The 22,892-nt window shown below is 71.1% G+C and carries 24 protein-coding genes; 16 read left to right on the plus strand and 8 right to left on the minus strand.

Going from position 1 to position 22,892, the window contains the following annotated elements:
• Positions 1 to 7: 7 nt before the first annotated feature.
• The 5 genes from DEJ50_RS25975 to DEJ50_RS25995 all read left to right on the plus strand — a co-directional run bounded on the left by DEJ50_RS25975 (position 8) and on the right by DEJ50_RS25995 (position 5,446).
• Positions 8 to 1,318 (plus strand): amidohydrolase family protein, encoded by a 1,311-nt coding sequence (locus DEJ50_RS25975; protein ID WP_223837913.1) that lies wholly within the window; start codon positions 8 to 10, stop codon positions 1,316 to 1,318.
• Positions 1,315 to 2,535: an amidohydrolase family protein gene (locus tag DEJ50_RS25980; protein ID WP_150210520.1), complete on the plus strand. Its 1,221-nt coding sequence runs from the start codon at positions 1,315 to 1,317 to the stop codon at positions 2,533 to 2,535. Before DEJ50_RS25975 ends, DEJ50_RS25980 begins: the two co-directional genes overlap by 4 nt.
• 179 nt (positions 2,536 to 2,714) lie before the next feature.
• Positions 2,715 to 3,677 carry a sterol desaturase family protein gene (locus tag DEJ50_RS25985; protein ID WP_150210521.1) on the plus strand — a complete coding sequence of 321 codons (963 nt, stop codon included), beginning with the start codon at positions 2,715 to 2,717 and terminating at the stop codon, positions 3,675 to 3,677.
• The gene (locus DEJ50_RS25990; protein ID WP_150210522.1) at positions 3,674 to 4,375 is read left to right on the plus strand and encodes a lysoplasmalogenase; all 702 of its coding nucleotides are present in this window, start codon (positions 3,674 to 3,676) and stop codon (positions 4,373 to 4,375) included. Before DEJ50_RS25985 ends, DEJ50_RS25990 begins: the two co-directional genes overlap by 4 nt.
• Positions 4,376 to 4,402: 27 nt before the next feature.
• Positions 4,403 to 5,446, plus strand: coding sequence for a zinc-dependent alcohol dehydrogenase family protein (locus DEJ50_RS25995; protein WP_150210523.1), 1,044 nt, complete (start codon positions 4,403 to 4,405; stop codon positions 5,444 to 5,446).
• Between the two features lie 61 nt (positions 5,447 to 5,507).
• Here DEJ50_RS25995 and DEJ50_RS26000 read toward each other — a convergent pair whose 3' ends face one another.
• Positions 5,508 to 7,043, minus strand: coding sequence for a S8 family peptidase (locus DEJ50_RS26000; RefSeq protein WP_150210524.1), 1,536 nt, complete (start codon positions 7,041 to 7,043; stop codon positions 5,508 to 5,510).
• Between the two features lie 260 nt (positions 7,044 to 7,303).
• Between DEJ50_RS26000 and DEJ50_RS26005 the strand changes: the two genes are divergently transcribed.
• The 3 genes from DEJ50_RS26005 (at position 7,304) to moaA (ending at position 10,459) form a co-directional block, all read left to right on the plus strand.
• The gene (locus DEJ50_RS26005; RefSeq protein ID WP_150210525.1) at positions 7,304 to 7,669 is read left to right on the plus strand and encodes a DUF485 domain-containing protein; all 366 of its coding nucleotides are present in this window, start codon (positions 7,304 to 7,306) and stop codon (positions 7,667 to 7,669) included.
• Positions 7,666 to 9,291 (plus strand): cation acetate symporter, encoded by a 1,626-nt coding sequence (locus DEJ50_RS26010; RefSeq protein ID WP_150210526.1) that lies wholly within the window; start codon positions 7,666 to 7,668, stop codon positions 9,289 to 9,291. The genes DEJ50_RS26005 and DEJ50_RS26010 overlap by 4 nt, the downstream gene beginning before the upstream one ends.
• A 178-nt stretch (positions 9,292 to 9,469) precedes the next feature.
• On the plus strand, positions 9,470 to 10,459 hold the full coding sequence (gene moaA / locus DEJ50_RS26015) for a GTP 3',8-cyclase MoaA (protein WP_150210527.1): 990 nt from the start codon (positions 9,470 to 9,472) through the stop codon (positions 10,457 to 10,459).
• A gap of 51 nt (positions 10,460 to 10,510) precedes the next feature.
• Here moaA and DEJ50_RS26020 read toward each other — a convergent pair whose 3' ends face one another.
• Entirely contained in the window at positions 10,511 to 10,744 is a 234-nt protein-coding gene (locus tag DEJ50_RS26020) for a hypothetical protein (protein WP_150210528.1), read from the minus strand.
• A gap of 130 nt (positions 10,745 to 10,874) precedes the next feature.
• Positions 10,875 to 11,249: a DUF3099 domain-containing protein gene (locus DEJ50_RS26025; RefSeq protein WP_150210529.1), complete on the minus strand. Its 375-nt coding sequence runs from the start codon at positions 11,247 to 11,249 to the stop codon at positions 10,875 to 10,877.
• 86 nt (positions 11,250 to 11,335) lie between these two features.
• On the opposite strand from DEJ50_RS26025, the gene DEJ50_RS26030 reads away from it, so the two are divergent.
• Positions 11,336 to 11,608, plus strand: a complete 273-nt coding sequence (locus DEJ50_RS26030; RefSeq protein WP_150210530.1) for a GlsB/YeaQ/YmgE family stress response membrane protein — start codon at positions 11,336 to 11,338, stop codon at positions 11,606 to 11,608.
• A 108-nt stretch (positions 11,609 to 11,716) separates the two neighbouring features.
• Here DEJ50_RS26030 and tyrS read toward each other — a convergent pair whose 3' ends face one another.
• From tyrS to DEJ50_RS26045, 3 genes are read right to left on the minus strand one after another with little or no spacing between them, the layout of a single operon-like run.
• Positions 11,717 to 12,985: a tyrosine--tRNA ligase gene (gene tyrS / locus DEJ50_RS26035; protein ID WP_150210531.1), complete on the minus strand. Its 1,269-nt coding sequence runs from the start codon at positions 12,983 to 12,985 to the stop codon at positions 11,717 to 11,719.
• Positions 12,986 to 13,037: 52 nt separating this feature from the next.
• Positions 13,038 to 14,444: a metallopeptidase TldD-related protein gene (locus DEJ50_RS26040; RefSeq protein ID WP_150210532.1), complete on the minus strand. Its 1,407-nt coding sequence runs from the start codon at positions 14,442 to 14,444 to the stop codon at positions 13,038 to 13,040.
• On the minus strand, positions 14,444 to 15,967 hold the full coding sequence (locus DEJ50_RS26045) for a TldD/PmbA family protein (RefSeq protein WP_150210533.1): 1,524 nt from the start codon (positions 15,965 to 15,967) through the stop codon (positions 14,444 to 14,446). Before DEJ50_RS26045 ends, DEJ50_RS26040 begins: the two co-directional genes overlap by 1 nt.
• Positions 15,968 to 16,151: 184 nt before the next feature.
• Here DEJ50_RS26045 and fabG point away from each other — a divergent pair, with 184 nt between their 5' ends.
• The 3 genes from fabG (at position 16,152) to DEJ50_RS35615 (ending at position 18,294) form a co-directional block, all read left to right on the plus strand.
• Positions 16,152 to 16,871, plus strand: a complete 720-nt coding sequence (gene fabG, locus DEJ50_RS26050; RefSeq protein WP_150210534.1) for a 3-oxoacyl-[acyl-carrier-protein] reductase — start codon at positions 16,152 to 16,154, stop codon at positions 16,869 to 16,871.
• A gap of 4 nt (positions 16,872 to 16,875) precedes the next feature.
• Entirely contained in the window at positions 16,876 to 17,646 is a 771-nt protein-coding gene (gene fabI, locus DEJ50_RS26055; RefSeq protein ID WP_054221794.1) for an enoyl-ACP reductase FabI, read from the plus strand.
• A 189-nt stretch (positions 17,647 to 17,835) separates the two neighbouring features.
• On the plus strand, positions 17,836 to 18,294 hold the full coding sequence (locus DEJ50_RS35615) for a hypothetical protein (protein ID WP_411757641.1): 459 nt from the start codon (positions 17,836 to 17,838) through the stop codon (positions 18,292 to 18,294).
• An 84-nt stretch (positions 18,295 to 18,378) separates the two neighbouring features.
• Here the strand turns inward: DEJ50_RS35615 and DEJ50_RS26065 are convergent, their stop codons facing one another.
• A complete protein-coding gene (locus DEJ50_RS26065; protein WP_150210535.1) occupies positions 18,379 to 19,053 on the minus strand; it encodes a FadR/GntR family transcriptional regulator in 675 nt (224 codons plus the stop codon).
• 69 nt (positions 19,054 to 19,122) lie between these two features.
• Between DEJ50_RS26065 and DEJ50_RS26070 the strand changes: the two genes are divergently transcribed.
• From DEJ50_RS26070 to DEJ50_RS26080, 4 genes are all read left to right on the plus strand, one after another.
• Positions 19,123 to 20,433, plus strand: a complete 1,311-nt coding sequence (locus DEJ50_RS26070; RefSeq protein ID WP_150210536.1) for a CynX/NimT family MFS transporter — start codon at positions 19,123 to 19,125, stop codon at positions 20,431 to 20,433.
• Between the two features lie 4 nt (positions 20,434 to 20,437).
• Positions 20,438 to 20,554 carry an SGM_5486 family transporter-associated protein gene (locus DEJ50_RS35300; protein ID WP_263399215.1) on the plus strand — a complete coding sequence of 39 codons (117 nt, stop codon included), beginning with the start codon at positions 20,438 to 20,440 and terminating at the stop codon, positions 20,552 to 20,554.
• Between the two features lie 149 nt (positions 20,555 to 20,703).
• On the plus strand, positions 20,704 to 20,952 hold the full coding sequence (locus tag DEJ50_RS26075) for a hypothetical protein (protein ID WP_150210537.1): 249 nt from the start codon (positions 20,704 to 20,706) through the stop codon (positions 20,950 to 20,952).
• 140 nt (positions 20,953 to 21,092) lie between these two features.
• Entirely contained in the window at positions 21,093 to 21,614 is a 522-nt protein-coding gene (locus tag DEJ50_RS26080; protein ID WP_150210538.1) for a SixA phosphatase family protein, read from the plus strand.
• A 75-nt stretch (positions 21,615 to 21,689) separates the two neighbouring features.
• Here DEJ50_RS26080 and serB read toward each other — a convergent pair whose 3' ends face one another.
• Positions 21,690 to 22,889 (minus strand): phosphoserine phosphatase SerB, encoded by a 1,200-nt coding sequence (gene serB / locus DEJ50_RS26085; protein WP_150210539.1) that lies wholly within the window; start codon positions 22,887 to 22,889, stop codon positions 21,690 to 21,692.
• Positions 22,890 to 22,892 lie beyond the last annotated feature (3 nt).

A 22,892-nucleotide genomic window follows, 5' to 3' on the forward strand; every position in this document is an offset into this window, starting at 1 on the left:
TGCCGCAGTGAACGCGCACGAAGACCAGTACGCAGACCTGCACCACGACCCGTACCTGATCATCTCCTCCGACTGCCATGCGGGCCTGCCCACCGAGCAGTACCGCCCCTATCTGGACTCCCGCTTCCACCCGCAGTTCGATGAATTCCTCGGTCAGCGGGACGCCCGCCGCGAGGAGGCCACCCGGCTGGGCGTCCGCAACGAGGCCTTCGCCGAGAAGTGGTTCCACGACCACGAGGAGGGCCTCAAGGGCGGCTGGGACACCGCCCAGCGGCTGAAGGAGCTCGACGGCGACGGTGTGGCCGCCGAGGTGGTGTTCCCCGACGCCGATGCCGTGGACAGCCAGACCGCCGCCCCCTTCGGGGTGGGCCTCGGCCTCTCCGGCGACCAGGACCCCGAGCTCGGCATGGCGGGCGCCCAGGCGCACAACCGCTGGCTGGCCGAGTTCGTCTCCGGGAATCCCGAACGGCACTGCGGGGTGGCCCTCCTCCCCATCACGGGCGAACCGGACAAGGTCGTCGCGGAGATCCACCGGGCCAAGGAGTCCGGCCTGGGCGCGCTGATGATCCCCTCGATGTGGGTGGACAAGGCTCCGTACCACGACCGCCGCTACGACCCGGTCTGGGCGGCGGCGGCCGAGACCGCCATGCCGATCGTCACCCACTCGGGCGCGGCCCCGCGCCATGAGTACGGCGACCACCTCGGCATCTACGTCTCCGAGGTCACCTGGTGGCCGGCCCGCCCGCTCTGGTTCCTGCTCTGGTCCGGGGTCTTCGAGCGGCACCCCGGCCTGAAGTTCGGGGTCGCCGAATCCGGCTGCTGGTGGCTCCCCAACCAGCTCTGGTTCATGGACCGCCTCTACCTCGGCGCACACGGCGGGAAGAAGCTCTCCCCCTTCGCCGAGCTGAAGCGCCCGCCGAGCGAGTACCTGGACCGGCAGGTCTTCGTCTGCGCCACCAACACCAAGCGCCGCGAACTCGCGCAGCGCTACGAGATCGGCGTGGACAACATCCTGTGGGGCTCGGACTTCCCGCACCCCGAGGGGACCTGGCCCAACACCCGCGCCTGGCTGCGGAACACCTTCCACGACATCCCAGTGGCCGAGACCCGGCGCATGCTGGGCCTGGCGGCGGCGGAGGTCTTCGGCTTCGACACCGCCAAACTGGCCCCGATCGCCCAACGGATCGGACCCACCCCGGCGGACCTGGGCCAGTCCCCGGACCAGGCCGCCGTCGAGGCCTCCTGGGCCCGCTCCCGCGAGGTCGGCCGGCACTGGCTCACCGAGAACGACTTCCCGGTCCTGGGGGTGGACCGGTGAGCGAGGACCGCTACACGGTGATCTCGGCCGACTGCCATGCGGGCGCCGACCTGCTCGACTACAGGCCGTACCTGGAGAAGAAGCACCACGAGGACTTCGACGCCTGGGCGGCCGGCTTCGTCAACCCGTACGAGGACCTGCTCGCGGACACCGCCGACCGGAACTGGAACTCGGCCCGGCGGCTGGCGGAGCTGGAGGCGGACGGGATCGTCGCGGAGGTCGTCTTCCCCAACACCATCCCGCCGTTCTTCCCGAACGCCTCGCTGATGGCCCAGCCGCCGACCCGGGCGGAGTACGAACAGCGGTGGGCCGGCCTGCAGGCCCACAACCGCTGGCTGGCCGACTTCTGCGCGGACGCGCCGGGGCGCCGGGCGGGAGTGGTCCAGATCCTGCTGAACGACGTGGACGCGGCGGTGGCGGAGATCCGCCGCACCCGGGAGGCGGGCCTGACCGGCGGCATCCTGCTGCCGGGCGTCCCGCCCGGCTCCCCGGTGCCGGAGCTGTACTCGGCGGCGTACGACCCGATCTGGGCGGTCTGCGCGGAACTCGGCGTCCCGGTCAACCACCACGGCGGCTCGGCCTCGCCGCCGCTGGGCGACGAGCCCGCCGCCCGTGCGGTCTTCATGGTGGAGACCACCTGGTTCTCCCACCGCGCCCTGTGGCACCTGGTCTTCGGCGGGGCCTTCCGCCGCCACCCAGATCTGACGCTGGTCCTGACGGAGCAGGGCTCGGGCTGGATCCCGGGGGTGCTGGAGATGCTGGACTACTACCACGGCCGACTGGTGGCGGCCTCGGCCACCGCCGAGTCCAAATTCGGCGCGGGCCTGGCCGAGGCGATGGGCAAGGGCCCGAGCGAGGTCTGGCGGGACAACTGCTTCGTCGGCGCCAGCTTCATGCGCCCGCACGAGGTGCCGCTCCGCGACCGGATCGGCCTCGACAAGATCATGTGGGGCAGCGACTACCCCCACGACGAGGGCACCACCCCGTTCTCCCGGGAGGGCCTGCGGATCGCCTACGCGGGCCTGCCGCGCGAGGAGGTCGCCGCGATGGCCGGCGGCAACGCGGCCCGGGTCTACGGCTTCGACCTCACCCTGCTGGACGCGTTGGCCGCGAAGTGCGGCCCCCTGGTCTCGGAGATCGCCGAACCCCTGACGGAGATCCCGCCGGGGGCCACCAGCCCGGCCTTCGCCAAGGGAGGCTCGGTCCGGGTCTGGTAGCCCCGGTCGCGGCCGGGGCGGCTCGGCTCATGGAGCGGAGCCGCCCCGGCGGGGCGGCGTCGGGGAACCGTCTCGGGCCCCGTCACACGCGCCTCCCCGGGTACCGTCGGTAACCCGGCTGGATACCGATCGGTAACAACCTCTAGCGGCACCCCGGAAACCGCCTCTATGGTGCGGACATGCCGAACCTGCCCGATGTCGTGCTGTGGTCCATACCCGCCTTCGTCCTGCTCACCGTCATCGAGATGGTGAGCTACCGGCTCCATCCCGACGATGATGCCGCCGGATATGACAAAAAGGACGCGGTCACCAGCATCACCATGGGTCTCGGCAGCATCGGCTTCGACCTGCTCTGGAAGATCCCGGTCGTCGCCGTGTTCACCGCGGTGTACGAACTCACCCCGCTGCGGGTGCCGTTCCTGTGGTGGACCGCCCTGCTGATGCTGTTCGTCCAGGACTTCCTCTACTACTGGCAGCACCGCAGCCACCATGTCATCCGGATCCTGTGGGCCTGCCACGTGGTCCACCACAGCAGCCGCCGGTTCAACCTGACCACCGCCCTGCGTCAGCCCTGGACCAGCGCCACCACCTGGTGGTTCTACCTGCCGATGGTGGCCCTCGGTGTGCACCCCGCGGCCATCCCGTTCTGCTACGGGATCAACCTCCTCTACCAGTTCTGGGTCCACACCGAGCGCATCGGCAAGCTGCCCCGGGCCTACGAGTACGTCTTCAACACCCCGTCCCACCACCGTGTGCACCACGCCTCCCAGGGCGGCTACCTCGACCGCAACTACGGCGGCATCCTGATCATCTGGGACCGGATGTTCGGCTCCTGGGTGGGAGAGACGGACCGGCCCGTCTACGGGCTCACAAAGAACATCGACACGCACAACCCGCTGCGCGTGGCCACCCACGAATACGCCGCCATCGCCCGCGACGTCCGTGCTGCCGGGAGCTGGCGCCAGCGTGCGGGGCACGTCTTCCGCGGCCCGGGCTGGCAGCCGGCCGCAGCCCCGGCACCCGCACCGGCTCCCGCCTCGGCACCGGCCCCGGCTGCCGATGCGGCCACCCCGGCCACCGCGGCCACCCCGGCCGCCGATGCGGCGACGGCCGCGGCCCGGAACGCCGAGGCCACCGCATGACCGCCACCGAACGCCGTACGCCCTCCTGGGCGGCCGGCCCCGCACCCGGCGCCGGCCGCCGCGCCCGCCTCGGCCGGGCTGCGCTCACCGGCTTCGCCCTGGCCGCCGCCCTCGACCTCGGCTCGCTGCTGGCCGGCTGGGACCTCGGCCACACCCTCTTCAAACCGCTGCTGATGCCGCTGCTCATCGGCTGGGCGCTCAGCTGCGGCGCCCCCCGCCTGCTGGTGGCCGCCCTCGCCTTCGGCTGGGGCGGGGACCTGGCCCTGCTCTTCGACGCCGAACCCGCCTTCCTCCTCGGCATGGGCTCCTTCGCCCTCGGCCACATCTGCTACCTGGTGCTGTTCGGCAGGCGGCCCGCCCTGCCCGTGCTCGCCGCGGCATACGGCGCAGCGCTCCTGGGCACCGTCGCCCTGCTCTGGGGCGACCTCCCGGCGGACCTCCGCATCCCGGTCGCCGGGTACAGCCTGCTGCTCACCGCCATGGCTTTCCGGTCGAGCGCCCTCGGCCGGCAGGCCGGCCTCGGCGGGGCGCTGTTCCTGCTCTCCGACACCCTGATCGCCACCGGCGTGGCCGAATGGCCCCAGCTGCCCCGGCCCGACTTCTGGATCATGCTCACCTACCTGGCCGCCCAGTACCTGCTGGCCCGTGGCGTGCTTGCGGCCGGACGGGCGTACGGTAGGGAAGTCATACAAGACTGAACAACTCCGCCGGAGGACTGCACCACCATGCGCGCCACCGTCATCCACGCCCCGCACGACATCCGCGTGGAGGAGGTGCCCGACGCCGCGATCCGGCGGCCCGAGGACGCCGTCGTCCGCGTCCTCCGCGCCTGCATCTGCGGCAGCGACCTCTGGGCCTACCGCGGCGAGGCGGTGCGCGAGCCCGGCCAGCGGATCGGCCACGAATTCCTCGGCATCGTCGAGGAGACCGGCTCCGAGGTCACCGGCCTGCGCGCGGGCGACCTGGTCGTCGCGCCCTTCATGTGGTCCGACGGCACCTGCACCTACTGCGCCGAGGGCCTGTACACCTCCTGCCTGCACGGCGGGTTCTGGGGCTCGGTCGGCCACGACGGCGGCCAGGGCGAGGCCGTCCGGGTCCCGCACGCCGACGGCACCCTGGTGAAGCTCCCCGCCGACGCGGCCTCCGACGACCGCCTGCTGACCGCGCTGCTGGCGCTCTCCGATGTGATGGGCACCGGCCACCACGCCGCCCTCGGCGCCGGGGTCCGCGCAGGCTCCACGGTGGCCGTGGTCGGCGACGGCGCCGTCGGGCTGTGCGGCGTACTGGCCGCCAAGCGGCTCGGCGCCGAGCGGATCATCGCCCTGGGCCGCCATGCCGCCCGTACCGACATCGCCAAGCTGTTCGGTGCCACCGACGTGGTCGCGGACCGCGGACAGGGCGCCGAGGCCGCCGTCCGCGAGCTCACCGGCGGCCAGGGCGCGCACTCCGTCATCGAGGCGGTCGGCACCGAGCAGTCGATGCGGACGGCCGTGAACATCACCCGGGACGGCGGGTCCATCGGCTACGTGGGCGTCCCGCACGGCAGCGGCACCGGGCTGGACCTCGGCGTCATGTTCGACCGCAACATCAGCCTCCGGGGCGGGGTCGCGCCGGTCCGCGCGTACATCCCCGAGCTGCTGCGGGACGTGCTCGACGGCACCATCGACCCCTCGCCGGTCTTCGACCGGGCGGTTTCGCTGGACGGGGTGCCCGACGGCTACCGGGCCATGGACGACCGCAGCGCCCTCAAGGTCCTGATCGCGCCGTGAACGCGAGGGGGGCCGGGCGGGGTGTCCCCCCGCCCGGCCCCCGTGGCATGTGCTGCCCGCGCTACTTGACGGCGTTCAGGGCGTTGACCACCCCGTAGCCGTAGTAGCCCGTCTGGCCCCACTTGCTCTGGCAGGTGGTGGCGTCTATCAGGTTGCCGAGGTTGTCGTAGACCTGGGCCGGGCAGGCCGGCTTGTCCGCCTGGGCCTTCAGCATCCGCTGCAGCTGGGCCGGGGTGGCCGACGGGTGGGCGCTCTTGAGCAGCGCGGCGACGCCCGCGACGTGCGGAGCGGCCATCGAGGTGCCCTGCTTGTAGCCGTAGCCGCCGCCGAGGACGGTGGACAGCACCCGGCCGTTGGCGTCCGGGGTCTGCGGGGTCTGCCACTTGTCCCCGCCGGGGGCGGCCACGTCCACCACGCCGAGCCCGTAGCTGGAGTAGTAGGACTTGAAGCCCTTGTCACCCGTCGCGGAGACGGTGACCACGCCCGGGAGCTGCGTCGGCAGGTCCAGGCAGACCCGCGGGTCGATGGTCCGCGGCACCGGGGTGCCGTCGTCGGGGCTGGAGTCGTCGACGATCGACTCGCCCGCCAGGTCGTGGTTGGAGTTGCCGGCCGAGGCGACGTGCAGGACGCCCTTCCGCTCGGCGTACTTGGTCGCCCGGCCGAGCGCCTCGACCAGGGCCTTCTGGTCGTCGTCGGTCTTGCAGTTGTAGAGCCAGGGGTCGACGTAGTAGCTGTTGTTCGTCACCTCGATCCCCTTCTCGGCGGCGAACATGAAGCCGCAGACCACGGCCTCGGTGAAGAAGAGGCCGTTGCCGGGCTCGCTCACCTTGATGCCCGCGACCTTCACGCCGGGGGCGACACCGCTGATGCCGATGCCGTTGCGGGCGGCGGCGATGGTGCCGGCCACGTGCGTGCCGTGGTCGCTGCCGTCGGCGTACGGGCGCCAGGCACCCTCGGAGGTGTCCGCGACGCCCCCGACACAGTTGGCCGACTGCTCCCGGGAGAAGTTCGGGGCGAGATCGGGGTGGGTGTCGTCGACACCCGTGTCGATGACGCCCACCGTGACGTTCCGGCTGCCATCGTTGATCTTGTGAGCCTGGTCGGCCTTGATCGTCCGCAGGTCCCACTGGTTGGGCTCCAGCGGCTCCTCGCCCGGCGCGGCAGCCGCTGCCGCCTTGGCGGCGTCCGCCGCGCTCAGCTGCTGGGTGGCGCCTTCATCGGTGGTCTGCACCGGCTGGAGCGGAGCCGTACGGGTGGCGCCCACGGAGACGAAGAGGTGCCGCTGGGTCCGCAGCTCCTGGGCGAACGCAGGGTTCTGGGAATGCGCGACGACGACCCCGATCTGCTCATAGGCCGTCACCACCGTTCCGCCGGCCCGTTCGACGGCCTTCCTGGCCTGCTTGACCGTGCCGTACGCGGTCAGGTTCGCCACGTAACTGAGCTTCGGTCCGGTGGCCGGCGACGCCGCACGGGCGCCGGCGGCCTCCGCAGGGGCGGCCGAGGCCGTCACCGCGGGCAGGAACGCGAGCGAGGCCGTGAGGGCCAGGCCGACGGGCACGGCGAGTGCACGCCTGCGGCCGGATCCCAGATGAGCCATGGGTTCTCCACATCATCCGTAAAAAGCCGTCCGGCCGCGGGTTGCGGCGGACGGGTTCATGACAGGTGAGGCGAACCTAGCTTCCGTGTTCCCTTCTGCGCCATCAGTTCGAGAAATCAGGTCCTGAAGAAACAGCGGGTGTTGAACCGTCCCGGCTCGGGTTCCGTGCCGTTGGCAGGGGGGATCAGCACCATCAGCCCCCCGCGGAGGTCGTTTTGTCCGTCGTCCCCACCGCATCCGCGTCACAAGGAGAGCCCCCCGTGACCACCGAAGCAGCGCCGCCGTCGGGCGGCGCGGACACGCACCCGGCGAGTCCCACGGCAGAAGAGTTCTGCGCCGTCCAGTCCAGCCCCGAGTTCGGTGAACTGCGCAGCTCCTACCGCTCCTTCGCCTTCCCGCTCACCGTGGCCTTCATCGCCTGGTACCTGCTCTACGTCCTGCTGTCCAACTACGCGGGCGGCTTCATGGGGACCAAGCTCTTCGGCAACGTCAACGTCGCCCTCGTGCTTGGCCTCGGCCAGTTCGCGACCACCTTCCTGATCGCCTGGTGGTACTCCCGGCACGCGGCCGAGAAGCTCGACCCCAAGGCTTCCGCAATCAAGTCCCGCATGGAGGCCGGAGAATGAGCCCCGCCCAGCAGCTGGCCGCCGACGCCGCCTCCGACCACCGGCCGCTGATCATCACCCTGTTCGGGCTGTTCGTCGTCGCCACCCTCATCATCACCATCTGGGCCGGCCGGCAGACCAGGGGAGCCGCCGACTTCTACGCCGGCGGCCGGCAGTTCACCGGCTTCCAGAACGGCCTCGCCATCTCCGGCGACTACATGTCCGCCGCGTCCTTCCTCGGCATCGCCGGCGCCATCGCCCTCTTCGGCTACGACGGCTTCCTCTACTCCATCGGCTTCCTGGTGGCCTGGCTGGTCGCGCTGCTGCTGGTCGCCGAGCCGCTGCGCAACTCCGGCCGGTACACCATGGGCGACGTCCTGGCCTACCGGATGCGCCAGCGGCCGGTCCGGACCGCGGCCGGCACCTCCACCATCGTGGTGTCGATCTTCTACCTGCTCGCCCAGATGGCCGGAGCCGGCGTCCTGGTCTCGCTGCTGCTCGGCATCAAGAGCGACGGCGGCAAGGTCGCCATCGTCGCGCTGGTCGGCGTCCTGATGATCGTGTACGTCTCGATCGGCGGGATGAAGGGCACCACCTGGGTGCAGATGGTCAAGGCCGTCCTGCTGATCGCGGGCGCCCTGCTGATCACCTTCATGGTGATGTGGAAGTTCAACTTCAACATCTCCGACCTGCTCGGCAAGGCCGCCGAGAACAGCGGCAAGGGCAGCGCCTTCCTGGAACCCGGCCTGAAATACGGCATCACCGGGACCTCGAAGCTGGACTTCATCTCCCTCGGCCTCGCCCTGGTCCTCGGCACCGCCGGACTGCCGCACATCCTGATCCGCTTCTACACCGTCCCCACCGCCAAGGCCGCCCGCAAGTCCGTGAACTGGGCCATCGGCATCATCGGCGCCTTCTACCTGATGACCATCGCCCTCGGCTTCGGTGCCGCCGCCCTGCTCAACCGGGCCGACATCATCGCCTCCAACCCGGCCGGCAACACCGCGGCCCCGCTGCTGGCCCAGGAGGTCGGCGGCGGCGCCGACTCCACCGGCGGCGCCATCCTGCTCGCCGTGATCTCCGCCGTCGCCTTCGCCACCATCCTCGCGGTGGTCGCCGGGCTCACCCTCGCCTCCTCCTCGTCCTTCGCCCACGACATCTACGTCAACGTGATCCGCAAGGGCCGGGCCACCGAGCAGGAGGAGGTGCGGGCCGCCCGCTGGTCCACCGTGGTGATCGGCGCGGTCGCCATCGGCCTCGGCGCGCTGGCCCGCGACATCAACGTGGCCGGTCTGGTGGCGCTCGCCTTCGCCGTGGCCGCCTCCGCCAACCTGCCGACCATCCTCTACAGCCTGTTCTGGAAGCGCTTCACCACCCAGGGCGCGCTGTGGTCCATCTACGGCGGCCTGATCTCGTCGGTGGTCCTGGTGCTGTTCTCGCCGGTCGTCTCCGGCAACCCCAAGACCTCGATGTTCAAGGGCATGGACTTCCACTGGTTCCCGCTGGAGAACCCCGGTCTCATCTCCATCCCGTTGGGCTTCCTGCTCGGCTGGCTGGGAACCGTACTGTCCAAGGAGAAGGCCGACCCCCGGAAGTACGCGGAACTCGAGGTCCGCTCCCTGACGGGAACAGGGGCTCACTGAGATCCTCCGAACACCCAGCGTGGCCGCGTCGTACGTCCGTACGACGCGGCCGAGCCGTGTCTCGTCTGTTCGGGGACATCTGCATGACACACAGGTCACGTAGGCTCGAATACAGCGCATGCAGTGCACGAAAAGCAGCGCAGACCTCTATGGATCCGGACAGGGGAGGGGGCCCAGAGTGCTTCTCGACACCTATGGCCGCGTAGCCACCGACCTGCGCGTCTCACTCACCGACCGGTGCAACCTGCGGTGCACGTACTGTATGCCCGAGGAAGGGTTGCAGTGGCTGGCAAAGCCCGATCTGCTCGCCGATGACGAGATCGTCCGGTTGATCCGGATAGCCGTCACCGACCTCGGCGTCACCGAGGTCCGCTTCACCGGCGGCGAGCCGCTGCTCCGGCCCGGCCTGGTCGGCATCGTCGAGCAGTGCGCGGCCCTCGACCCGCGCCCCAGGATGTCCCTGACCACCAACGGCATCGGCCTCAAGCGCACCGCCACCGCCCTGAAGGCCGCCGGCCTGGATCGGGTCAACGTCTCCCTGGACACCCTGCGCCCCGAGGTCTTCAAGACCCTCACCCGCCGGGACCGGCACAAGGACGTGGTCGAGGGCATGGCCGCGGCCCGGGAGGCCGGACTCACCCCGGTCAAGGTCAATGCGGTCCTGATGCCCGGCCTCAACGACGACGAGGCTCCCGAGCTGCTCGCCTGGGCCGTGGACCACGGCTACGAGATGCGCTTCATCGAGCAGATGCCGCTGGACGCCCAGCACGGCTGGAAGCGCGACGGGATGATCACCGCCGGTGACATCCTGGAGTCCCTGCGCACCCGCTTCGAGCTGACCCCCGAGGGCCAGGAGGCCCGCGGCGCCGCCCCCGCCGAGCGCTGGATCGTGGACGGCGGCCCGGCCACGGTAGGCGTCATCGCCTCGGTCACCCGCCCGTTCTGCCGGGCCTGCGACCGCACCCGCCTGACCGCCGACGGCCAGGTGCGTACCTGCCTGTTCGCCACCGAGGAGTCCGACCTCCGCGCGGCGCTCCGCTCGGGCGCCCCGGACGAGGAGATCGCCCGCCTGTGGAAGGTGGCGATGTGGGGCAAGAAGGCCGGCTCCGGCCTCGACGACCCCTCGTTCCTCCAGCCGGACCGCCCGATGTCGGCCATCGGCGGCTGACACCGGGCGGGTTCTTTCGTCCTGTCCACGGGACCGGGACCGGGACCGGGCTCAGGAACCGGTGGGCGGGGCCTCCGGCTCCTCCCACTCGGCCAGCACCACCACGTCCTTGAGGAAGCCGCGCACTCCCAGGAACTGGGAGAGGTGCTCGCGGTGCTCCTCGCAGGCGAGCCAGGTCTTGCGGCGCTCCGGGGTGTGCAGCTTCGGGTTGTTCCAGGCCAGGACCCATACGGCCGCAGTGCGGCAGCCCTTGGCGGAGCAGATGGGAGTGTCAGGGGAGTTCACGCCTCAACCCTAAAGGGCGACGCCGAGCAGCCACGGGGGGAGCTGCCCGGCGTCGGTTCGTCGCTCCGACGGGGGATGCGGAGCGCGTAGGCAGTATGTCACGCAGGACCCGGTGCAGTGCACCGGAACTTCATGATTGATCTGAGGTGTTCTTGAGGTTTCCCGCATCCAGTGCGGGATGCACAGGTGGGGCGATGAAGTTCGAGGGCAGTGACGGGGTGGTCTCGCGCCCCGCATTGGCGATGACCACCGCCACATACGGCAGCAGTGCGCCCGCGATCAGCGTCACGATCGCCACATGGCGTTCCACGTTCCACAGGATGACGGTGAGGATCACCGACAGGGTCCTGATGGACATCGAAATCACGTAGCGGCGCTGCCGCCCTCGCACGTCTTCGGCGAGTCCCATCCGGGCCCCGGTGATCCGGAAGACCTCGGCTTCGTTCCGCTTCTTCACGCCTTCCACCGTACGCCCGGCCGCGCGCGGCGGGGAGGCCGGGTGCATCCCCTGAAAGATGTGCCCGAAATGCGCCGTTCGTCCGGGCGATTGACACTGGGCCCACACGCGCAGTCCGCGCAGGAGGAGGCGACATGAGCTGGTTGTGGGCGATCATCGTCGGATTCGTGCTGGGCCTGATTGCCCGGGCCATCCTGCCAGGCAAACAGCATCAGCCCCTGTGGCTGACCACTCTCTTCGGCATCGCCGGCGCCGTCCTCGGCAATGCCGTCGCCACCTGGATCGGGGTCGGCGAGACCGCGGGCATCGACTGGACCCGGCATCTGCTGCAGCTCGCCGGCGCCGTCCTCATCGTCGGGCTCGGGGACATGGTCTACATGTCCTTCCGCGGCAAACGCACCGCTTAGGGGTGTCCGCCCCGGGGCGCGCGGCACCCGGGTGTGCGGAAGGGGCCGGCCCGGACGGGGAAGTCCGGGCCGGCCCCTTCCGCCGGGCCGGATCGCGCGTACGCCGGATCAGGCGCCGATGACCTCCACCGCGGCCAGGTTCTTCTTGCCGCGGCGCAGCACCAGCCAGCGCCCGTGCAGCAGGTCCTCCTTCGCGGGGACCGCGTCCTCGGCGGTGACCTTCACGTTGTTCACGTAGGCCCCGCCCTCCTTCACCGTCCGGCGCCCGGCCGACTTGCTGGCGACCAGCCCGGTCTCGGCGAAGAGGTCCACCACCAGGCCCGGCTCGGCCACCTTGGCGTGCGGCAGCTCGGACAGGGCCGCTGCCAGCGTGGCCTCGTCCAGCTCCGCCAGCTCGCCCTGACCGAACAGCGCCTTCGAGGCCGCGATCACGGCCGCCGCCTGCTCCGGGCCGTGCACCAGGGCCGTCAGCTCCTCCGCGAGGGCCCGCTGCGCGGCCCGCGCCTGCGGGCGCTCGGCGGTCTGCGCCTCCAGCTCCTCCAGCTCTGCCATGGACTTGAAGGACAGGATCCGCATGTACGTGGAAATGTCCCGGTCGTCCACGTTCAGCCAGAACTGGTAGAACGCGTACGGCGTGGTCATCTCCGGGTCGAGCCAGACGGCCCCGCCCTCGGTCTTGCCGAACTTGGTGCCGTCCGCCTTGACCATCAGCGGGGTCGCCATCGCGTGCACCTCCGCCGCCGGCTCCACCCGGTGGATCAGGTCGAGCCCGGCCGTCAGGTTGCCCCACTGGTCGGACCCGCCCTGCTGGAGGGTGCAGCCGTGCCGCCGGTACAGCTCCAGGAAGTCCATGCCCTGGAGCAGCTGGTAGCTGAACTCGGTGTAGCTGATGCCCTGGTCGGACTCCAGCCGCTTGGCCACTGAGTCCTTCGTCAGCATCTTGTTGACCCGGAAGTGCTTGCCGATGTCCCGCAGGAATTCGATGGCGGACATCCCGGCCGTCCAGTCCAGGTTGTTCACCAGGACCGCCGCGTTCTCGCCCTCGAAGGACAGGAACGGCTCGATCTGCGCCCGCAGCCGGTCCACCCACTGCGCGATCACGGCCGGATCGTTCAGGGTGCGCTCGGCGGTCGGACGCGGATCACCGATCTGGCCGGTGGCCCCGCCGACCAGTGCCAGCGGCCGGTTTCCGGCCAGCTGGAGCCGCCGCATGGTCAGCACCTGCACCAGGTGTCCGACGTGCAGGCTGGCCGCAGTCGGGTCATAGCCGCAATAGAACGTGACCGGACCGTCCGCGAAGGCCTTGCGCAGCGCTTCTTCATCGGTGGACTGGGCGAAGAGCCCACGCCACTTCAGTTCGTCGACGATGTCCGCCACGATCTCTCGACTCCTTGCGATTTGTTGATATGCCGAGTTCAGTCTAGGTGCGTCAGACGCCCTTGCTCACCGAACTCATGTTGAAGTCCGGGATGCGGACAGCCGGCATCGCAGCCCGGGTGAACCAGTCGCTCCACTCGCGCGGCAGGGTCTTCTCGGTCCGCCCGGCCTCGGTGGCCCGGGACAGCAGGTCCACCGGCGACTCGTTGAACCGGAAGTTGTTCACCTCGCCGACGACCTGGCCGTTCTCCACCAGGTAGACCCCGTCCCGGGTCAGGCCGGTCAGCAGCAGGCTCGCCGGGTCGACCTCGCGGATGTACCAGAGGCAGGTCAGGAGCAGACCCCGCTCGGTGGCGGCCACCATCTCCTCCAGGGACTTCTCCCCGCCCCCGTCCAGGATCAGGTTGCCGAAGCCGGGGGAGACCGGCAGGCCGGTCAGGGCGGCCGTGTGCCGGGTCGTGAGCAGCCTGGCCAGCTCGCCGTCGCGGATCCACTCGGTCGCCGGGACCGGCAGACCGTTGTCGAAGGCGGAGACGTCGTCGCCGGAGCTGTGCGCGATCACGAACGGGGCGGACTCCAGGCCCGGCGCGTTCGGGTCGCTGCGCAGGGTCAGGGGCAGCTCGGACAGCTTCTCGCCGAGCCGGGTGCCACCGCCCGGCTTGGAGAAGACCGTCCGGCCCTCCGCCGCGTCCCGGGCCGACGCCGACCACATCTGGTAGATCACCAGGTCGGCCACGGCCGTCGGCGGCAGCAGGGTCTCGTACCGGCCGGCGGGCAGCTCGATCCTCCGTTCCGCCCAGCCCAGCCGTACGGCGAGCTCCGCGTCCAGCGCGGTCGGGTCCACGTCCTTGAAGTCCCGGGTGGAGCGGCCGGCCCAGGCCGACCGCAGCCGGCCATCGGCCGTGGCGGGGGACTTGGCGTTGAGCTCCAGGGTGCCGGTGGGCTGGTCGTGGCGCAGCCGCAGGCCCGTGGACGTACCGACATACGTCGAGACCAGCTCGTGGTGGGCGAAGCCGTACAGCTCCCGGCCGCCCGCCCGGGCCCGGGCGAAGGCCTCGCCGAGGGCCGGCGCGAACTCGGTGAACACCGCCGAGGAGGTCTCGGCGGGGGAGTCGGTGAAATCGGGCGAGACGGGGGTGCCGGTCACCAGCGGCTGGGCGTCCTCGGCCGGGCCGGCCCCGCGGGCCGCCGCCTCGGCGGCGCGTACCAGCGGCTCCAGGTCCGCGGCGGTCACGGCGGAGCGCGAGACGACCCCCGAGGCCGTGCCCTCCTTGCCGTCCACGGTCGCGATCACCGTGAGGGTCCGGCCGCGGGTCACCCCGTTCGTGGTGAGCGCATTGCCGGCCCACCGCAGGTTGGCGCTGGACTCCTCGTCGGCGATGACCACGCATCCGTCGGCCGTGGACAGCTCCAGGGCCCGCTCGACGATCTCGTGGGGCTTGGTGTGGTTCGGCGCCATCAGCGACCCGCCTCCTGCGTGGTGTTCAGAATGTTCACGCCGCGGAACAGCGCGGACGGGCAGCCGTGCGAAACCGCCGCGACCTGGCCCGGCTGGGCCTTGCCGCAGTTGAAGGCACCGCCCAGGACATAGGTCTGCGGGCCGCCCACGGCCTCCATCGACCCCCAGAAATCGGTGGTGGTGGCCTGGTAGGCGACATCGCGCAGCTGGCCGGCCAGCCTGCCGTTCTCGATCCGGTAGGCCCGTTGCTGGGTGAACTGGAAGTTGTAGCGCTGCATGTCGATCGACCAGGACCGGTCGCCGACCACGTAGATCCCGCGCTCCACCCCGCCGATCAGGTCCTCCGTCGACAGCCCGCCCGGATCCGGCCGGAGCGACACGTTCGCCATCCGCTGGACCGGCACATGGCCGGGGGAGTCCGCGTAGGCGCAGCCGTTGGAGCGGCCCAGGCCGGTCAGCTTCGCGATCCGGCGGTCGGTCTGGTAGCCGACCAGGGTGCCGTCCTTGACCAGGTCCCAGCTCTGCGCCTGGACGCCCTCGTCGTCGTAGCCGATGGTCGCCAGGCCGTGCTCGGCGGTCCGGTCGCCCGTCACGTTCATGATCGGCGAGCCGTACACGAGCTTGCCGAGCTGGTCGAAGGTGGCGAAGGAGGTCCCCGCGTACGCCGCCTCGTAGCCCAGCGCCCGGTCCAGCTCGGTGGCGTGCCCGATGGACTCGTGGATGGTGAGCCACAGGTTCGACGGATCCACGACCAGGTCGTACCGGCCGGCCTCGACGCTCGGCGCCCGCATCTTCTCGGCCAGCAGGGCCGGGATCTCCTCCAGCTCGCGGTCCCAGTCCCAGCCGGTGCCGGTCAGGTACTCCCAGCCGCGGCCGGCCGGCGGGGCGATGGTCCGCATGGAGTCGAACTCGCCGCTCTTGCCGTCCACGGCCACCGCGGTGAGCTGCGGGTGGATCCGGACCCGCTGCTGGGTGGTGACGGTCCCGGCCGTGTCGGCATAGAACTTGTTCTCGTGCACGGCAAGCAGGGAGGCGTCCACATGGGCCACCCCGTCGGCCCGCAGCAGCCGGGAGCTCCAGTCGGCCAGCAGGGCCGCCTTCTCCTCGTCCGGCACCTCGAAGGGGTTCACCTCGTACGCGGAGATCCAGGTCCGGTCGGCGTGCACCGGCTCCTCGGCCAGCTCCACCCGCTCGTCCGAGCCCGCCGCCTTGATCACTTTCGCGGACAGCTGAGCCATGGCGACGGCCTGCGAGGCCACCTTGGCGGCACCGTCCATGGTGAGGTCCACCCCGGAGGCGAACCCCCAGCTGCCCCCGTGCACCACCCGCACCGCAAAGCCGAGGTCGGTGGTGTCGGAGCCGCCGGACGGCTTGGCGTCCCGCAGCCGCCACGAGGCGCTGCGGATCCGCTCCAACCGGAAATCGGCATGGTCGGCGCCGAGCGCGCGGGCCCGGGCGAGCGCCGCATCGGCGAGCGCCCGCAGGGGCAGCGCGGTGAAGGCCGCATCGATGGAATGGGGCACGGAAGTCCTCCCGTGGTCGTGACCGGTCGCTCCGATCATGTCGCGCCCGGGGCCGCCGTGCCTACCTCTTTCTGTAGGGACTCGACAGAGCCCGTCCCAAGGCCCTGTCGGAGCCCGATTCTCCGTACGAGGGACGGGCCCGCTAGGTTTTCGGTATTCAGACCGCTAGCGAAAGGGTGATCCGTTGAGCCGCTCGGTTCTCGTCACCGGAGGAAACCGGGGCATCGGCCTCGCCATCGCCCGCGCCTTCGCCGATGCCGGCGACAAGGTCGCGATCACGTACCGCTCGGGCGAGCCGCCGGCGGAGCTCGTCGGCCTGGGGGTGCTGGCGGTCCGCTGCGACATCACCGACTCCGAGCAGGTGGAGCAGGCCTACAAGGAGATCGAGGACAAGCACGGTGCGGTCGAGGTGCTGGTGGCCAACGCCGGCATCACCAAGGACACCCTGCTGATGCGGATGTCCGAGGAGGACTTCACCTCCGTCCTGGACACCAACCTCACCGGCACCTTCCGGGTGGTCAAGCGCGCCAACCGCGGCATGCTCCGCGCCAAGAAGGGCCGCGTCGTCCTGATCTCCTCGGTGGTGGGCCTCCTCGGCTCGGCCGGCCAGGCGAACTACGCCGCCTCCAAGGCCGCGCTCGTCGGTTTCGCCCGCTCCCTCTCCCGTGAGCTGGGCTCCCGCAACATCACCTTCAACGTGGTGGCCCCGGGCTTCGTGGACACCGACATGACGAAGGTGCTCACCGACGAGCAGCGCGCCGGCATCGTGTCGCAGGTCCCGCTCGGCCGCTACGCGCAGCCGGAGGAGATCGCCGCAGCCGTGCGCTTCCTCGCGTCCGACGACGCCTCGTACATCACCGGAGCCGTCATTCCCGTTGACGGCGGATTGGGCATGGGTCACTGATCACATGAGCGGAATTCTCGACGGCAAGCGCATCCTCATCACGGGTGTGCTGATGGAGTCCTCCATCGCCTTCCACACCGCCAAGCTGGCCCAGGAGCAGGGCGCCGAGGTCATCCTCACCGCCTTCCCGCGGCCCACACTGACCGAGCGCATCGCCAAGAAGCTGCCCAAGCCGGTCAAGGTGATCGAGCTCGACGTCACCAACGACGAGCACCTGGCCCGCCTGGAGGGCCTCGTCCGTGACGAGCTCGGCGGCCTCGACGGCGTGGTCCACTCCATCGGCTTCGCCCCGCAGGACGCCCTCGGCGGCAACTTCCTGAACACGCCGTTCGAGTCGGTCGCCACGGCCATGCACGTCTCGGCGTTCTCGCTGAAGTCGCTGACCATGGCCTGCAAGCCGCTGTTCCCGGCGGAGGGCGCGGCCGTCGTCGGCCTCACCTTCGACGCGCAGTACGCCTGGCCGCAGTACGACTGGATGGGCCCGGCCAAGGCCGCGCTGGAGGCCACCAGCCGGTACCTCGCCCGCGACCTGGGCAAGGAGAACATCCGCTGCAACCTGGTCTCGGCCGGTCCGATCGGCTCGATGGCCGCGAAGTCCATCCCGGGCTTCTCGGAGCTGGCGGACGTCTGGAACTCCCGCTCCATGCTGGAGTGGGACATGAGCGACCCGGAGCCGGCCGGTAAGGGCGTCGTCGCCCTGCTGTCGGACTGGTTCCCGAAGACCACCGGCGAGATCGTCCACGTGGACGGCGGCCTGCACGCGATGGGCGCCTGACCGCCCGACGGTCCGTTCGCACGGCGAAGGCCGCGCCCCTGCGAGGGGCGCGGCCTTCGCCGTGTCGCACGCCGCGGCACGCTACGGTGCGCGCCCGGGCGGATCGCCCCGAGTCGATAAAAGGGGTGAAAGCCTGCAAACTGACCGGGTCGGGGTCTTCCCGGCGTACTGCGGGGAGGAGGTACGGGAGTGCGCGCGAGGCGGAGCCGAGCGGTATCGCTGCTGTTCACCTCGGTCGTGCTGACCGGTCTCCTGATCCCCGTCCTGGGCCCGGAAACCGCCCTGCCGTCCGCCGCGGACCTGGCCTCCGCGGACCTGGCCGGGGCCGGTCCGGACGCCCCTGATGCGGCCTCCGTGGATCTTGCCGGACTGCCGGCCGAACCGCCCGTCCAGCCCGCCCGGCCTGCGGCCGACGAGCTCTTCGGCGCCGACTGCGACACCCGGATACAGGGCTCCACGGTCATGGCCGTCTGCCGCAACCCCTTCCCGGAGACCGACCTGGTCCGGCTCCATGTGGAATGCGACCGCTGGTGGGACCTGGACGGGGACAGCGCCCCGGTGGCCGTCCACCCGGCCGGCCGGGTGGAGCTGACCGGCCGCTGCTGGAAAGAGGTCCGCGCGGTCTGGGTCAGCCACGAGCGGGGATGAGTTGTCCCGCCGGGCCGCCCCGCCAGGCCGCCCCGCCGGGCCGCCCCGCCGGGCCGCCCCGCCAGGCCGGCCGCCGGCATCGGCTCAGTCCTGCCGACCCAGGCAGGCGAAGGGGTATCCGGCCGCCTCGGAGGCCGCCGTATCGGCGTCCCCGCGCCGGATCGCCTCGATCAGCCGGGCATGGTCCAGATGCGACTCCGGGGTCAGGTCCGGGCCCACGTCCGTACGCAGCCAGTCGCGGATCAGCTCGCCCAGGTCCGCGTAGAGCCCGGTCAGCACCTCGTTGTGGGAGGCCGTGACCACGGCCATGTGCAGGGCGACATCCGCGGCGACGAACAGCTCCGCATCCCCCGAGGCCCAGGCCTCCTCGCGGCGCGCCAGCAGTACGTCCAGCTGTACGAGGTCCCGCTCGGTCCGCCGCTCCGCCGCCAGCCGGGCCGCCGAGGACTCCAGGGTGGAGCGCAGCTCGGCGATGTGCCGCGGGTCCGCCCCCGAGAACCGCCGGTGCATCACCCCGGCCAGCTCGCTGGTCGCGATGACATAGGTGCCCGAGCCCTGCCGGATGTCCAGCAGTCCGTTGTGGGCCAGGGCACGGACCGCCTCGCGGACCGTATTGCGGGCGACACCCAGCAGGTCGACCAGTTCCGGTTCCGTCGGGATTCTTGCTCCGACCGGCCATTCTCCGGAGGTGATCTGGTTCCGCAGCTGGGCGATCACCTGGTCGACGAGCGCAGAGCGCCGGGGCGAGGTCAGCGGCATGGGGTCCTCTCGGCACGGTCCGGGTTCACAGGTGGACAACCAATCATCCCATGATTCTATGATGGTTCGATGCATGACGAAGAGATCCAGACCCTGAACCGGCCCGCCCTACCCGGAGCCGCCCCCGGCAGCGCCACCGGTACCGGCACCGGCAGCGGCGCCGCCGCGCAGCCGCCCGCCTGGCTCGGCCCGGTCCTCATCGTCGGCATCGTGCTCGCGGCCCTCAACCTGCGGCCCGCCATCACCAGCCTGGGCGCCCTTTTCGAGGAGGCCCGCACCGGACTCCACATGAGCGGCACGGTCGCCGGACTCATCACCTCCGTCCCGGCCCTCTGCTTCGCCGTCTTCGGCATCACCGCACCCAGGCTCTCCCGCCGCTTCGGCCCCGCCGCCGTGGTCTGCGCCGGCATGGGCATGGTCGCCACCGGCCTGCTGATCCGCCCGTTCATGAGCAACTCGGCCGGCTTCCTCGCCTTCAGCGCCCTCACCCTCGCGGGCATCGCGCTCACCAACGTGCTGCTCCCGGTGATCGTCAAGCGCTGGTTCCCGGACCGGGTCGGCACCATGACCGGCCTGTACTCCATGGCCCTGGCCGCCGGCACCTCACTGGCCGCCGCTGCGACCGTCCCCATCACCGGAGCCCTCGGCGGCAACTGGCGCACCGGCCTGCTGGTGTGGGCCGGGCTGGCGGTCGCCGCCGTACTGCCCTGGCTGCCCATCGCCCGCGCCGCCCGCCGCGAGCGGGCGGCGGCCGGCCCGGCGAGCCCCGGCCGGGGCGACGCGACCGGCCCGCGCGTGGTCCGCAGCCGCACCGCCTGGGCCCTCGCCTGCTACTTCGGCCTCCAGGCCACCGGCGCCTACATCACCATGGGCTGGCTCCCGCAGATCTTCCGCGACGCCGGGGTCTCGGCCGGCACCGCCGGTGTCCTGCTCGCCGTCACCATGGTCATGGGCGTCCCGCTGGCCTTCGTCATCCCCGGCCTGGCCGGCCGGATGCGCAACCAGGGACCCATCGCCGTCACCCTCGGCCTGTTCGGGCTCGCCGGCTACCTCGGCCTCTACCTGGCCCCCGCCGCCGGAGCCTGGGCCTGGGCGCTGCTGCTCGGCATCTCCAACTGCGCCTTCCCGCTCGTCATCACCATGATCGGACTGCGCGCCAAGTCCCCGGCCGGGGTGGTCAGGCTCTCCGCCTTCGCCCAGTCCACCGGCTACCTGATCTCCATCCCCGGCCCGCTGCTCATCGGCACCCTCTACCAGCACAGCGGCGGCTGGGACCTGCCTCTCGCGCTGATGGCGGGGCTGCTCATGCCGCAGATCGCACTGGGCGTGCTGGCCGGCCGGGACCGCACGATCGAGGACGAATGCCGCATGGGAGACTGACCCCATGCCCGTTCTCGAACCGAACCCCCAGAACAGTCACAAGAAGCTCGGCATCGTGCTCGGTGCGATGCTCGGTGTGACCGTGATCATCGCCATCATCGCGACCGTGGCCTCCCCCTGACCCGCCCCGCGGGGGCAGCCGGTGGGGATATCCCCACCATCCCCTAGGGGGTCAGGTTCAGGGTCGACTGGGGTGTGCCCCCGATGGGAACCGCCGCCGTGGCTCCGTAGATTCATCGGTGACGACGCGCGGACACCCAGGAGGCGGCGATGTCGGTACACACCCCGTCGGCGGCCGGCCCGGCCCGCCCGGCCGAGGGCACTCCGCGGACGGCCGTCCGGCCCACGGCCCGCCGGCACGGCGCCGACACCCGGCTCACCTGGTGGGCGCTCGCCCTGCCGACGGCCGCGTTCGCATTCCTGTTCCTGCTCCTGGGGAGCCCGGCCGGGGCTCAGCCGGGCCCCGACGGCTCCACCATCGGCCACCTCATCGCGCTGCTCCTACGCGCCTTCGGCTGACCACGCGCCGACCGTGGGCGGGACCGCGAAGGGGACCGTGGACGGGACCGCGACGGGGCGTGCACCGGCGCGCGCCCCCGACGGGTGAGCTCCTCCAACACCCTGCGCCCCATGGCCGGTTTCGTGCGAAGCTGGGACCCATGAGCGCCGATACACCCCGCAGGATCGTCCTCCTCCGGCACGCCAAGGCCGACTGGCCCCAGGTGTCCGACCACGACCGCCCGCTGGCGGAACGCGGGCGCAAGGACGCCCCGGCCGTCGGACTGAAGCTGGCCGAGACCGGCATCACCTTCGACCTGGCCCTCTGCTCCACCGCGGCCCGGACCCGGGAAACCTGGAAGCTCGCCGTTCAGGAGCTCCCGACCCGGCCGAAGACGGTCTACGAGGAGCGGCTGTACGAGGCCTCGCTCGGCGAGCTCATCGCCCTGCTCAACGAGACCTCCGACGAGGTCGCCGACCTCCTCGTCATCGGGCACAACCCTGGGATGCACGCCCTGGCGGACGCTCTGGCCGGGCGCGCCGAGGGAGACACCCTCCAGCGGATGACCCGTACCGGGTTCCCGACCTCGGCCCTCGCCGTCGTCTCCTTCACGGGCTCCTGGAAGTCCCTGGAACACGGCGTAGGCACCCTGCTGGACTTCTGGACCCCAAAGGAACACTGAAACTCCAGGCGCCACGGCGTCACGCACATCGGCCCCGGCAGCAACCCTGCCGGGGCCGATGGCACATCTGGACCCTCACACCAGATCGGCGGCCTCGACCTCTTCCCGGGTGATGCCGAGCAGGTACAGCACCGCATCCAGGAACGGCACGTTCACCGCGGTGTGCGCGGCCTCCCGGACCACGGGCTTGGCGTTGAAGGCCACCCCCAGCCCAGCCGCGTTCAGCATGTCCAGATCGTTGGCGCCGTCCCCGATCGCCACGGTCTGTGCCAGCGGTACGCCGGCCTCGTTGGCGAACCGGCGCAGCAGCCGGGCCTTCCCGGCCCGGTCCACGATCTCGCCGGTCACCCGGCCGGTCAGCTTCCCGTCGACGATCTCCAGCGTGTTCGCCGAGGCGAAGTCGAGCCCGAGCCGCTCCTGCAGGTCGTCCGTCACCTGGGTGAACCCGCCCGACACCACGCCGACCTGGTAGCCGAGCCGCTTCAGGGTCCGGATGAGGGTCCGGGCACCGGGCGTGAGCCGCACCTCGGCCCGCACCTTGTCCACCACGGAGGCGTCCAGCCCGGCCAGCAGCTCCACCCGGGCGTGCAGGGACTGCTCGAAGTCGAGCTCACCGCGCATCGCGCGGGCGGTCACCCCGGCGACCTGCTCCTCGCAGCCGGCGTGCGCCGCGAACAGCTCGATGACCTCGTCCTGGATCAGGGTCGAGTCCACGTCCATCACCACCAGCCGCTGGGCCCGCCGGTGCAGACCGGCCGAGACCACGGCCACGTCCACCCCGATCTGGGCGGCCTGGGTGGCCAGGGCCGTCCGCAGCGGCTCGGTTTCGGCACCGGAGACGGCGAACTCGACCGCGGTCACCGGGTACTTGGCCAGCCGGAAGATACGGTCGATATTGCCGCCGACCTCGGTGATACGGGCGGCGATGGAGGCCGTGGACTCGGCGGTGAGCGGATGACCGAGCACGGTGACATGGGAACGGCCGCTGCCGCGCGGACGGTTGTCGCCGGTACCGGAGATGATCTCGGCCTGCAGCTTGAGGGACTCGGCCCAGCTGTGCACGGTCGCGCGCAGCTCGCCCTCGCTGCCGGCGGTGGGCTTGGTGACGAGGGCGCACAGGACGATGCGGCCTCGGGTGACCACCTGCTCGATGTCGACCACGTCGACGGAGTAGGCGGCGAGGGTGTCGAACAGCCCGGCGGTGATCCCGGGACGGTCCTTGCCGTAGATCTTGACGAGGAGGGTGGGGACGTCGGAGGTCTGCGAAGCACTCATGGT

It is taken from the genome of Streptomyces venezuelae (assembly GCF_008642295.1).
Classification (GTDB): Bacteria; Actinomycetota; Actinomycetes; order Streptomycetales; family Streptomycetaceae; genus Streptomyces; species Streptomyces venezuelae_C.

What these genes read in the sequence shown, in the direction of transcription:
- DEJ50_RS26040 (WP_150210532.1), bottom strand. Translation starts at nt 14,444, where the DNA reads ATGGCGCCGAACCACACCAAGCCCCACGAGATCGTCGAGCGGGCCCTG.
- DEJ50_RS35300 (WP_263399215.1), top strand. Translation starts at nt 20,438, where the DNA reads ATGCCCGTTCTCGAACCGAACCCCCAGAACAGTCACAAGAAGCTCGGC.
- DEJ50_RS26080 (WP_150210538.1), top strand. Translation starts at nt 21,093, where the DNA reads ATGAGCGCCGATACACCCCGCAGGATCGTCCTCCTCCGGCACGCCAAG.
- DEJ50_RS26030 (WP_150210530.1), top strand. Translation starts at nt 11,336, where the DNA reads ATGAGCTGGTTGTGGGCGATCATCGTCGGATTCGTGCTGGGCCTGATT.
- DEJ50_RS26025 (WP_150210529.1), bottom strand. Translation starts at nt 11,249, where the DNA reads ATGCACCCGGCCTCCCCGCCGCGCGCGGCCGGGCGTACGGTGGAAGGC.
- DEJ50_RS26000 (WP_150210524.1), bottom strand. Translation starts at nt 7,043, where the DNA reads ATGGCTCATCTGGGATCCGGCCGCAGGCGTGCACTCGCCGTGCCCGTC.
- DEJ50_RS26070 (WP_150210536.1), top strand. Translation starts at nt 19,123, where the DNA reads ATGCATGACGAAGAGATCCAGACCCTGAACCGGCCCGCCCTACCCGGA.
- DEJ50_RS26010 (WP_150210526.1), top strand. Translation starts at nt 7,666, where the DNA reads ATGAGCCCCGCCCAGCAGCTGGCCGCCGACGCCGCCTCCGACCACCGG.
- serB (WP_150210539.1), bottom strand. Translation starts at nt 22,889, where the DNA reads ATGAGTGCTTCGCAGACCTCCGACGTCCCCACCCTCCTCGTCAAGATC.
- DEJ50_RS25995 (WP_150210523.1), top strand. Translation starts at nt 4,403, where the DNA reads ATGCGCGCCACCGTCATCCACGCCCCGCACGACATCCGCGTGGAGGAG.
- DEJ50_RS25990 (WP_150210522.1), top strand. Translation starts at nt 3,674, where the DNA reads ATGACCGCCACCGAACGCCGTACGCCCTCCTGGGCGGCCGGCCCCGCA.
- DEJ50_RS26075 (WP_150210537.1), top strand. Translation starts at nt 20,704, where the DNA reads ATGTCGGTACACACCCCGTCGGCGGCCGGCCCGGCCCGCCCGGCCGAG.
- DEJ50_RS25985 (WP_150210521.1), top strand. Translation starts at nt 2,715, where the DNA reads ATGCCGAACCTGCCCGATGTCGTGCTGTGGTCCATACCCGCCTTCGTC.
- fabI (WP_054221794.1), top strand. Translation starts at nt 16,876, where the DNA reads ATGAGCGGAATTCTCGACGGCAAGCGCATCCTCATCACGGGTGTGCTG.
- DEJ50_RS26065 (WP_150210535.1), bottom strand. Translation starts at nt 19,053, where the DNA reads ATGCCGCTGACCTCGCCCCGGCGCTCTGCGCTCGTCGACCAGGTGATC.